12 protein-coding genes are annotated in these 11,125 nt (G+C 41.6%); 1 reads left to right on the forward strand and 11 read right to left on the reverse strand.

The genetic code is table 11. The features are described 5' to 3' along the window. Positions 1-30: 30 nt before the first annotated feature. From CTER_RS26835 to CTER_RS08245, 3 genes are all read right to left on the reverse strand, one after another. Positions 31-1,509, reverse strand: coding sequence for a helix-turn-helix transcriptional regulator (locus CTER_RS26835; RefSeq protein WP_004625030.1), 1,479 nt, complete (start codon positions 1,507-1,509; stop codon positions 31-33). 284 nt (positions 1,510-1,793) lie between these two features. Further along, positions 1,794-2,243 carry a CPBP family intramembrane glutamic endopeptidase gene (locus CTER_RS08240; protein ID WP_004624968.1) on the reverse strand — a complete coding sequence of 150 codons (450 nt, stop codon included), beginning with the start codon at positions 2,241-2,243 and terminating at the stop codon, positions 1,794-1,796. Positions 2,244-2,360: 117 nt separating this feature from the next. Then, a complete protein-coding gene (locus CTER_RS08245; protein ID WP_004624849.1) occupies positions 2,361-2,597 on the reverse strand; it encodes a hypothetical protein in 237 nt (78 codons plus the stop codon). A gap of 279 nt (positions 2,598-2,876) precedes the next feature. On the opposite strand from CTER_RS08245, the gene CTER_RS27500 reads away from it, so the two are divergent. Further along, complete coding sequence (locus CTER_RS27500; RefSeq protein ID WP_278245910.1) at positions 2,877-3,200, forward strand: GNAT family N-acetyltransferase; 324 nt, start codon at positions 2,877-2,879, stop codon at positions 3,198-3,200. Positions 3,201-3,483: 283 nt separating this feature from the next. On the opposite strand, the gene CTER_RS08255 is transcribed toward CTER_RS27500, so the two are convergent. The 8 genes from CTER_RS08255 to CTER_RS08290 all read right to left on the reverse strand — a co-directional run bounded on the left by CTER_RS08255 (position 3,484) and on the right by CTER_RS08290 (position 11,122). Next, positions 3,484-4,278: a carbon-nitrogen family hydrolase gene (locus CTER_RS08255; protein ID WP_004624915.1), complete on the reverse strand. Its 795-nt coding sequence runs from the start codon at positions 4,276-4,278 to the stop codon at positions 3,484-3,486. Between the two features lie 233 nt (positions 4,279-4,511). Continuing rightward, positions 4,512-5,555 (reverse strand): HAD-IIIC family phosphatase, encoded by a 1,044-nt coding sequence (locus tag CTER_RS08260; protein WP_004624974.1) that lies wholly within the window; start codon positions 5,553-5,555, stop codon positions 4,512-4,514. A 33-nt stretch (positions 5,556-5,588) separates the two neighbouring features. Continuing rightward, the gene (locus CTER_RS08265; RefSeq protein WP_004624957.1) at positions 5,589-6,437 is read right to left on the reverse strand and encodes a 3-hydroxyacyl-CoA dehydrogenase family protein; all 849 of its coding nucleotides are present in this window, start codon (positions 6,435-6,437) and stop codon (positions 5,589-5,591) included. A 268-nt stretch (positions 6,438-6,705) separates the two neighbouring features. Next, positions 6,706-7,962, reverse strand: a complete 1,257-nt coding sequence (locus tag CTER_RS08270; RefSeq protein ID WP_004624805.1) for an MFS transporter — start codon at positions 7,960-7,962, stop codon at positions 6,706-6,708. Positions 7,963-8,011: 49 nt separating this feature from the next. Beyond that, a complete protein-coding gene (locus CTER_RS08275; RefSeq protein ID WP_004624734.1) occupies positions 8,012-9,145 on the reverse strand; it encodes an acyl-CoA dehydrogenase family protein in 1,134 nt (377 codons plus the stop codon). Between the two features lie 33 nt (positions 9,146-9,178). Next, positions 9,179-9,418, reverse strand: coding sequence for an acyl carrier protein (locus tag CTER_RS08280; RefSeq protein ID WP_004624789.1), 240 nt, complete (start codon positions 9,416-9,418; stop codon positions 9,179-9,181). A 51-nt stretch (positions 9,419-9,469) separates the two neighbouring features. Then, the gene (locus tag CTER_RS08285) at positions 9,470-10,408 is read right to left on the reverse strand and encodes an ACP S-malonyltransferase (RefSeq protein ID WP_004625006.1); all 939 of its coding nucleotides are present in this window, start codon (positions 10,406-10,408) and stop codon (positions 9,470-9,472) included. Between the two features lie 21 nt (positions 10,409-10,429). Further along, positions 10,430-11,122 (reverse strand): thioesterase II family protein, encoded by a 693-nt coding sequence (locus tag CTER_RS08290; RefSeq protein WP_004624996.1) that lies wholly within the window; start codon positions 11,120-11,122, stop codon positions 10,430-10,432. Between the last annotated feature and the right edge of the window lie 3 nt (positions 11,123-11,125).

Genomic DNA, 11,125 nt, shown 5'->3' on the forward strand with positions numbered 1-11,125 from the left:
TTTTTCTACGCGCAATGCGTCATACACCCTTTACAGCTCCGCGCTAAACATATAAGCGGTGCTGTATTTGTCGCAACCATCAAGAAATACTTCCGCAGTCCAATATTTATCCGGGTACGGAATGTTTATGCCTTGCCCAAGCATAATGTTTCTGGTGACGTCGTACATGGCATCGCTGTCGTATCCCTCGCGTTTGTGCATAGCGTCCATATCGCCGGAGAAGGTGACATACGCAAACTGGGAAAAGAATGGCGGGCCAGCCTTGCCATCGTTATGCGGTTTATGCGGTACGAAGTCGAAATAGAGAAATCCTTCCGGCACAGGGGTATCAGCCTTCATAAACCGCCCCCAAAAACCATGCCACGGACCAACATCCACGCATAGCCCGTAATGGTGCATAAACAAAACATCATAGTCAAAGTCCAATTTATGCTCATCCATGGCGTCCAGAGTGCGGAAAAGTTTCTTGCGAACCTCCATATTGTCTAAGTCAGCGTCTTCCCTCCCGATAAAGCGCATTGCGGACATTTTTTTGTATTCAAAGCTGTCCACCTTGAAGCCCTTTTGCTGCCTCTCTGCCATATCAGGCATAAACAACGCCCACTGTACCCCTGCATCGCAGTCTTTCAAATAATTGATATACCCAAATATATCTACGTAATTAACGCCGGCAGGACCTGTTTTATTTCCTGCAATTTGCTCCCGTATACCGCGCTCCCGCATGGCAGAAAAATCAGCAAACACCTTGGCAACCGTCTCACGCAGACGCTCATCATGCGATACGCCCGACAACTCATCGTCAAATCTGTCCAACGCCTTGAACACCGCTGCATTAACCACCCCGGACAGCTCTAATTCTGACAAATAGGCCCGAAGCTGTGCGTTCTGTTCTTTGAACCGCGCAAACACGCCCTGCATTAAAATTTGCTCGTTTTCGGCGAGTTTTTCGTCACTCCACTTGGAATCGTCCAGCACCCATTCGGTCAACGCATCAAAAACACCCGGATTTTGCCCCCTTGCTTTAGCCGCCCAGCTAACAATCCTTTTGTATTTCTCGGCATCCGTCAGTTTCTCGCCCTTTTGCCCTTCGATGTCGCTCCAATAAAACTCATCAATCAGTTTACGTGACACTTCAAATCCTCCTTGAATGGTAATGTTAATGGAAAGCGGATGAAACAGCTTAATCTTTCCCCGCTGCACTTTCGAGGGCGGAACGCCGTGAAACCGTGTAAATGCCTTGGAAAAGCTCTCTTGCGTATCGTATTGATACCGCATGGCTATATCAATTATTTTGCTGTTATGGTGTTGTAATAAATCTTGTGCGGCTAAACTCAGTCGCCTATTGCGGATGTACTCGCCGATGGTCATGCCCATCACCACATGAAAAATAAGCTGGAAATGCGAACTTGACGTATAAGCTTGGCTCGATATTTCGTCTATGTTAATATTGTCGGTTAAGTGCTCTTCGATATAACGAATCGCTTTCGACAGGCATTGTATCCAGTTCACAGGGCACCCTCCTTTCAAGGAATATTTTACAATAGCATGACCCGGAGAGTCATGTCTTAAAATACGATGTCTTGTCATCCGATAATATAAATAATCTGTAGTTCTAAAGCTACTTGACAAATTCCTGTTTGCCGTTATCATATCATATATTGCTACTTCCTTCCATCGACTTTATAACAAGCATTTCCATACTGATAATCGGTTGTCTAAAAGATTAGTAAAATAAACATTTTCCACCATGGTTTGTTCTCTTTTTCAAACACTGGTGTGAAGACACGAATTTGTTATTTAAAACTCAGGTCTAACCTTTCGCAGAAAAAAAGGCTGTACAAGAACAGATGCAAGGTAAGCAGAATAGTGGTCAGCGCATTTTCCAAAGAATAGTTCAAATTAAGCACATGACCGGTAAATTTGTTTCCCACCGCGATTTCATCAAGAGTCCCCATCATGACAAACAGGGCGTGCGTGATAATAGCCAGCCAGATCGAGCCAATGCATATAAAGCAAGCGGCAACAAACACGCCGAAAAAGGTGGCATAGACCATCTGTGTGACGACTTCAAGCAGAGCTCCCCTACCCATAGCCAAGTTAATAACATGGAAAAAACAGCCGAAAATCACGCTCGAAAGTATCACCGCCATATAAATGCCCTTTTGCGTTTTTCCCCACTTTTTCATACAGGCTGAAAGAATTAATCCCCTGCAAAGAATTTCTTCATAAAATCCTGTAGACAGGCAATCAGCACAAAAATAACAAGGGGTTTAGAAGTATCAATAGTCATACTCCCATCAAAAAGGGAGAATCCGTTTACAACCGCAAGCACCAGAATCGCCAGACAAGCCAGAGCGTTTTTAGGCTTTTAGCATACCTGTGTGCTGCAAAATACCCGCGCGCGCAATATAAATGGCAACCAATGCGGCACACACGGCTTGCTCAAGTGTTACCGACAGATAATAGGAGGTTTGCAAACCGCAGATTTTCTCAAGAAGAGCATTTAAGGGAATTTCAGTGATAACCATAGTCAACGCCAGGATAAGTACTGAAAAAAGTAACGGATATCGAAAAGTAAGTGCTTTCAATCTTTTCATACCATAATTCCCCATAAAGTTAATCACAAAGTTAATATTGTTCAAATTTATATTGTTTTTACACTATTCAACTTTTTTAGCCTCCCTTTCACAATACGGTCGTGATTTCCTTTTTGAATGCCGCTGTATACATAGTTCACAATTAGCGTGATATTTACATTTAATTTTAGGACATGGACATTCCGCAATCTCTTTCCTTAACATTTATCTACCGAAGAACATTTAAGAATATGGCTTGATATTGTCAATGCTGCTCTTTTCGGTTGCGAGCTGGTTACGCTGGAACAGTTTACCGATATTCTCAATCTTGGAAATACATATTTTTACCTCGGAATGCTAAACGGAAAAGCCGTTACTTCCTGTATGACTATTTTACATGAGGATACATCTGTATTGGAAATAGTGGCAACACTGGAAGAATACCGCCGAAAAGGAGTTGCAACAGCAACAATTGACAAGGCATTGCTCGACCTGCGCCAAAAAGGCATTAAAACAATTTCACTGCGTGCTGAAACCGACGGAATTCAAGTATATAAACGCCTGGGCTTTAAAGAGTGCTTCGTAAGAACCGTTGCAGCTTATAATTGGAAAGAAACAAAATAAATCCCTGCCCCTGTCGAATTGAAAATAACCAGAATTGATAAATAATTGGGACTGAGAGATTATGCCTTAGGGAAACTGCTGATGAATGACAAAAAAGAATTGATGAAGGTTCTGTCTGACCCTAAATCCATGCAATTCTATCCACATCGGTTTAATAAATCAAAAATTTAATATTTTAATTAATACTATAAGTTAACTTTATATTAGCTTTTTTGACAGTTCCAGTTTTTTTGATGGCTATTTTTAAATACGCCATAAATTTAATAAATTAATACTGAAAAGCTTATTTCAGAACCGAGTCCATCCATAATTTATCCTTGGAACAAGGAATAAGGCTTCTAACCTTATCAACTTCATTCTTACAAATACCATACACCAAAACATCCTCTTCCTCTTCATTCCTTTTCATCAAGACTTCTCCCCAAGGGTCAATAATACAACTGTTCCCGACAAACCGTAGGCTGCCATCCATTCCTACTCTGTTGGAAGCAATCACATATACCTGGTTCTCAATTGCCCGTGCTTTCAAAAGTATATTCCAGTGTTCAAGCCGTGGAGACGGAAACGCTGATGATATCAATAAGGCCGAGCAACCTTCCTCTAAATATTTTCTGCTTAACTCAGGAAACCGAAGATCATAGCATATAAGAACACCAAATTTGAAGTCATTAATCTGAAACATTTTTATTTCATTTCCCGGTAAGAACACATCTTTCTCATTGCTTAAGGAAAACAAGTTTATTTTTCTATAGACTTCAATTAATTTCCCGTGATTGTTATAAACCAACATTGAATTGTAATAATTGTTACCGCATTTTTCAAGGACACCCGCAGCAATATACATGCCAAGTTCTTTAGATATTTTGGAAATTTGATTGGTGGTTTCATTGAAACTATATTCGAGGTCCTTGATGATATCCAATTGGTAACCTACATTGAACAATTCAGGTAAAACTGAAAGGATTGCGCCTCTTTCTCTGGCTTTTTTCAGCATACTTTCAGCCTTGTCAAGATTTTCTTTTACCTTGCCACTCTGACAGTCCATTTGAATACTTGCAACTTTAACTATATCACTCATACGCTCACCTTCTAAGTATTAATATACAAACCGGGGTGCATAAATTATATCTGACACATTTATTGTAAAACACCCAATGTTTTACGATAAATGTGCCGTTTTCCTCAATAACCATGGTTATCCAGTAAAAATGGTTATAAAAAATCCGATTGTAGCATACAATATTTTTTTAAACCAAGTATGTAATATGCCCCCGTTTAATGAATAATGGAATCTTTCACTGTTATATCATATTATAATTCTACATTCAGCTTGATATAGTCCGGCAGAGGCGGGATATAGGAAAGACCATTTTCAAGAATGTTTATACCGTTGTTATTGCCTACCTCCTTAAATCCCGCAAACTTATAAGTTACATACATGGTCCGATTACGGTTCGTCGGTAAAAACTCGGCAAATAACCTGACATTTGCTTCTTTAGCCATTCTAATAATCAGGTTGATCATTACCGCCCCTACGCCCCTTGACATTACACGGCAGGACATGAGTAATAATTTTAGCGTCCACGAGTCTCTGGTGCATTCCAGAAGGCACAGCCCTATTTTCCCGTAGGTCCCGTATTTATCCTCAAGACCGGCAATTAGAAGCAGGTGGTCTTTCGATTTTCTGAAAAAGTCTAACTCTTCATACGAGTAAGTATAGCCTGTCGCGTTCAATTGATGGGTCCGCACCGTCAATTCCTCGGCACGCTTTAAGTCATCATCTCCTACTTTTGAAATAGTGAAATTCATATTTAAAGTCGACAGAAATTCGTCCTGCGTGCCCTCAAAAGCCTGTTCTATATTATTCCTGCGGATATCGCTCATATACATCTGTCTTCTGAGCTTTGAATCGGAAGTTATAAAACGGGGATTTAATTCAGGCATAGTAAGCATCTCCCTGACTTTATCCGCATGGATACAGAGAATTTCTGGCACTGAATATTGAACTTCCTCCAGTTCGAACTGCTGGTCATCGACGAATGCCAAGGTATCAATACCAATATTGATAGATTTTGCGATGTTTTTTATCGAGTTCGACTTAGGACCCCAATTGATTTCATGGTAAATGAAATACTCGTCAATTCCGAATTTCTTTAACTGCGTCATCGCTGCATCATATTCGTTCTTACTGGCAATAGACTGGAGAATTCCCCGCTCATCCAAGGTTCTGATAACCTCTGCCACGCCTTCCCTTAAAGTAAGGGTATCTCCTTCTAAAAGAACCCCATTCCACACTGTATTATCCAGATCCCAGACAATACACTTTATTTTTCTCTCATCCTTCGCTTTTTCCATTTTCAGTTCCTCCCCTTTTGAACTTCCCATGCCTTACAGGTACGAATAAAACCCCTGTCCCGATTTCTTGCCGTAAAGCCCTGCTTCTGTCATTTTTCTCAGCAGTGGACAGCAACGGAATTTGGGGTCCTGGTAGCTTTCGTACAAGGTGTCCAGAGAATTCACCACTGTATCCAGGCCTATTAAATCGGCTGTTTCCAGGGGTCCTATCTTGTGCCCGAAACACTTTTTGAAAATCTCATCCACATCCTTTGAGGATGCAACCTGATCCTGAACTACATAAGCCGCTTCGTTCATCATGAGATGGGAAATACGGTTTGAAACAAAACCGGGTAAATCATTGACAACAATTGCTTCTTTATCTAAAGTAGCAAGCAGTGCTTTCGTCTCTTCAATGGTCTCGTCACTGGTATGATACCCGCGAATTACTTCCACCACCGGCTTTAAGGGCACAGGATTCATATAATGGGAACCGATTACCTTCATCGGTCGTTTGGTGAGGGAAGCGATTTTGGTGATTGAAATACAGGATGTATTAACTGCAAATATGCAATGCTCGGGACAAATTTTATCCAGCTTTAAATACACTTCCTTTTTTATTTCCCACTTTTCCGGCACATTCTCAATAATATAGTCCGTATCTTTCAGCAAAGCATAATCGGTTGTAAAGCAAATCCGTGCCAGAACTTCGTTAGGGTCCGCCACTGCCAAATCCTTATTAAAAAAGGCCTGGAACCGGACATTATTGTATATGGCCTCTTTTGCATGTTCCAGAATTTCCTCTGTAATATCCACAAGGACCACCCTGTAGCCGGCTAATGCATAGCAGTGCGCAACCCCGACTCCCATAACCCCTGCACCGACGATTCCTATCAATTTCATTTTTCATCTCTCCTTTGCTACTATATATTTGGATCCAAACATAACATCCAGTTATGTTTCCTTCCATCTCTTACCTCAGCTACAATAAGAGGAGTATTGGATCTGACCCTCTCTCCTTTCAATCAGATTGAACCACTGGCACACCAGAGTGTTCGTGTCACCAAGCAAATTGGATTGGCAATGAGTAAACGATGGCTTCCACACTACCGGAATATCCGGTGGTTACTTTTTCAAATTTTACCCTTGACTTTTATATGCAGGTTTAGTCTTACATAATACTCTCAATTTTTTGCATTTCCGGATCATATTTTATGAATTTCTTGAAAGAATCCATGAAGCAAAAAATAATGAATATGAGAATGGTTGCTGCAAAGCCCCCTGCTATAATATATCGCAGCGGGAAAAATTCCCCCAACAATCCGCCGACCATCATCGCAATCGGGGATAATCCCATAAGTACCGTTCCCATGATGGAAGATACCTTTCCGCGCATGTCTTGCCGAACCGTAAGCTGTACCGTTGCTTCAACGAGCACGTTCAGAACGGCGTTAAAAGTACCCGAAACGAACAGCAGCAAAGCTAAAAAAACAAAATTGTTCATAAACACCGAAACGCCAAACAAAACACTGGATAGGATACCGCAACCGATGAAAACCTTCAGCCTATCTTTAGGCCGAATATTAACAGCAGAGGTCAAAATCATTCCCACCAGCATTCCTACCGTCAGAAGCGCCATCGCTATACCATACTTGGTTTCCCCAAGACCTTTGGTCCTTTGAAATAACGGTAAAAAAAGCACCAGACCCATGTTTGCACAAAAATTCAAAAAGCCGGCGACAACAATCAAATCCCTGAGTCCCTTGAATCCCCAAATAAATCCGAGGCCTTCCCTCATATCTGTCCAAAAATGATACTGCTGGCCTTGTTTTTCTGTTTTCGGTATTTTTACAAAAAGCTCTGTAAATCCGGCATATAAGTAGGATATGCCATTGCACAAAAATAAGACCGGAGCTCCCAATATCTGATAAAGCAATCCCCCGCCGGAATTCCCTATAATCCCTGAGCCTGCACGTATCATGCTGAAATACGCATTGCCCTGTACAAGTTTGGAAGTCGGTACAATATCCGGTATAGACGAACTGACAGCCGGGTTGAAAAACGCTGCACATATGCCAATAATAACACCGGCGGCAAAAACCATCCAAACCTGTGCAACCCCTGTAAGCGCCGCAATTCCTACAAGCACAATACATGCCCCCCGGATAATATCCATTAAAATTAACATCCTTCTTCTGTCGGTCCGGTCAATGATAACCCCCGCAAATGGGGATATAACCACTCTCGGTATGACAGTAGCGGCCATCAGGGTACCCATCAGCCCCGTCGACCCTGTTTGGTACAATATCCAGAATCCCATGGCCAGCTCATATATAATATCCCCCAATGCCGACACTAACTGGCCTTGCCAAAGCAAAAAGAAATTTATGGACCACAACCTATCATTAGCATTATTTTTTTTACTCATGTATACCTACCCCTTTAATTCGTAAATTCTGTTTCTTTGAGTGCTGAGTCTAAATATTTCTAAAAGCGTTCATTGCAATCAGTATTTCATGCATTTGTGTAGTACCTTCAATAACCTCGTTAATTTTTGAATCACGGAAATATCGCTCAACATCATATTCACGACTGAAACCATTGGCCCCATGAATCTGTACCGCATCACCGGCAACCTGGTTAATCATTTTCGAAGCAAAATACTTGGCTATCCAGGTGGCCATGATATAATCCGGGTCGCCTGTATCCTTTAAATAACCTGCATGATAGCATAATTGCCTCGCCGCTTTAATATTGACCACCATCTCGGTTATCATTTTTTGAATCAGCTGGTTTTCCCTGAGAGGGGCTCCGAATTGCCTTCTTTTCCGTGTATATTGAACACTCTTTTTCAGGCAGGCCTGTCCCAGTCCCACACAACCGAAAGCAATAGTATACCGGCCATAGTTCAAACAGGACAATGCAACGTGAGACAATCCCGTTCCTACACTTCCTACCAGATTTCCCTTGGGAATCCGGCAGTTTTCCAGCTTCAGCTCCGCCAGCATGGATGCTCTTGCCCCGATCAATCCATTGATGGGCTTAAATGAAAATCCGGGACTGCATTTTTCTACGATAAATGCAGTGGGCTTACCCTCACATTTTGCAAACAGTAAAAATATATTCGCTATCTGTCCCATGGTAATCCACTTTTTCTGACCGTTCAATATAAAGTAATCATCCTCAAGAACAGCGGTAGTCTCAACACTTTTGGCATCGCTGCCCACATTGGGCTCTGTCAGGGCAAAAGCACCGATAATTTCGCCTGAGGCCATTTTGGGAAGCCAGTAGTTTCTCTGTTCCGGCGTTCCCCATCTTTCAATTCCGAGAGCCGCCATTCCATGAACCGTTAACAGGCTTCTGGCCGATGAACATCCCCTGCCAAACTCTTCATTCAGCAAGCCTATGGTAATCATATCCCACCCTTTGCCACCATACTCTACCGGCAGCATGGAACCGAGATAACCCTGATCAGCTATTTTTTTTATCAAATCTTCCGGCACTCTTTCTTCTCTATCGTTCTGCTCTGCCATTGGAGCAACTTCCTTGTCTACGAATTTTTGGAACTGTTCCTGTAATTTTAATTGTTCAGGCGTCAATTCAATCTTCATTAAAACCCTTCCCCGCTTTCTTTACTTTAAATTTTAGGCACTCTTCTTGGATGATATAAGCTCCGCAATGGAATTGATTGATCTGAAGTTCTGTAAGTCTAGATCATTGTTTTCAATCCGGATGCTAAATTCCTTTTCGATAAACATAACCAACTGCATCGCAAAAAGTGAATTTACAAACCCAAGGGAAAAGATATCCTCGCTGTCTTCCAATTCATGCTTCTTGAAAAATCTGCTTAAAAACCCTCTTACCCTTACTTTGATTTCTTCCATAAATATACACCCCTTATTATTTCAAAATTTTTTGAGTTCGATTACCGTCTTTTAACACTGGCTTGTCTTTAGTCTTGAAATTTTTTTATAGGTTAAAAAATCATTGTCTATACTGATTATCCTGGACATTTTAGTGATGGAATCGCCCAAGCTAACCTCAATAAAAGTGTCTATTCCCAAATCACTTAATTTCAATATCCCGTCTTTCCACTGCATTGGACTTGTCATGTTTTTTACAAGTTCTTTCTTTAACTCAAGCGTATGTTGGAGGATATCCTGGTTAAAAGCCGACATGATGGGCGTGGTACTGTCAAGAACCTGCAGCTTTTCCATCAGGTCTGCAAACCTTTCAATGCCGTTGGCCGCGAAGGGAGAATGAAATGCGTACGGCGAATTTATCTCCATAACCTTGATAGCCCCTTCATTTTCCGCCACCTTCAGCACTTGACTGATGCCGCTCTTGAGTCCCGAGATAACGATGCACTCACCATTATTTTCGCTGGCTATCATCACATGGCTCTGCAGGTTGTTTTTGTGAATGATTTCATCTACCTGCCTGTAAGTCTTGCCAACGATAGCCCCCATCCCTTCTCCCTTCCTGGCAGCCAATTTGGGATATTCGTAAATAGTCAGCAACATCTGCAAACCCGTTTCATAAGAAATGGATTTTGCGCAGGTCATTTCGGTAATCAGACCCATACTGTACCCGAGCAATAACTCAGGCCTTATGCCCAGTTCAATGTAGGTATTGTAAGCAATGCAGTCGCAGGTATAGATAGCTATCCAGTCATTGAACATCTTGTCATGTTTCGTTGCTGCGGAATGAAACAGATAGTTCCACAAATCCAGACCGATTTCCTTATTAGCCCGGGAACAATAGCTATTTAATGATTCTTTTTGTTTTTCATCGAGTAAATGTGAAAACTCCTGGTATTCATCTCCAACCCCCTGGAAAAGGAACGCACATCTTTTATCCGATAATGCTTGCATTTTTTCACCCCCAAATCAATACTATTTAAGTAATGCGCTTTCAATGATTTTTGCTATATCCTCTAGGTAACTGCTAATAAAAAAGTGGTTTCCGTGAAAATCATAAAGTTTGCATTCCTTATCGCACAAATCGCTCCAGGTAACCTTGCGGCAAGGGTCAATCCTGTCTTCCGTACCGTTAAGAACGGATATGTTACACTGGATTTTTTCATTTCTGCCTATATAAATGTAGTTTTCTAAAATTCTGATATCATTTTTCAGAATTGGTAAAAAGAACTTCAGTACTTCCTTACTCTGCGACACATCATCAGGAATCCCGCCCAAGGCCAGTATCCTGTCCATAAATTCAGCATCAGGCATTTTGTGGCTTACGTACATATAGCTTCGTACATTAGGTGAATGCCTGCCTGAAAAGAAGATATGCCGTGGCTTTCTCCTGCCGTCTGCAACAATTCTATAGTATAGCTCATATGCCAATATCGCCCCCATGCTGTGCCCGTATATTGCATACTCCTCATTCTCAATTTTATTTTTTATGTAAGAATAGATATCCTCTACAGCCTCTCCGAAGCTGTTATAAAAGGGTTCCCCGAACCTTCCCCCTCTTCCTTTGAATTCTACGGCATCTATTTCTATCGCCGGATTTATATATTGGCTCCACTTCAAGTAAGCCCCCTTTGACCCTCCGGCATATGGCACACAAAACAATCGCATGAA

Source organism: Ruminiclostridium cellobioparum subsp. termitidis CT1112 (genome assembly GCF_000350485.1).
In the GTDB taxonomy this organism is placed as follows: Bacteria; Bacillota; Clostridia; order Acetivibrionales; family DSM-1351; genus Ruminiclostridium; species Ruminiclostridium termitidis.